Here is a 273-nt window from a genome sequence, read left to right on the forward strand (position 1 = left end):
GTATACGTCTCGGCCTTCGAGTGTGAACTCCATCTTATAATTGACACTTTTATAATTTGGTTTGAGTTGACTATCATAGCTGATACTTAATTTAGCTGTTGTTTCAGGCAATAATTGTCCAATGGTTTTACCAATCACATCGGCTTTTTTTTTGTTGGCCAACTTAAGTGCGGCACGGTTGCACTCGACCACACGTCCTTGCATGTCTTTGTATATGACAGAATCTGGCAGGGCATCAAAAATAGAATTAAGTAATGCGGTTTTTTCTTGCAG

At 39.2% G+C, this 273-nt stretch carries 1 protein-coding gene; it reads right to left on the reverse strand.

What is annotated here, in order from left to right; genetic code table 11:
* Positions 1–273: PAS domain-containing protein (locus JFU56_RS22475; protein WP_198439441.1), on the reverse strand; the 273-nt coding region annotated here is incomplete at both ends.

Origin of the sequence: Moritella sp. F3, assembly GCF_015082335.1 — a bacterium.
Lineage (GTDB): Bacteria > Pseudomonadota > Gammaproteobacteria > Enterobacterales > Moritellaceae > Moritella.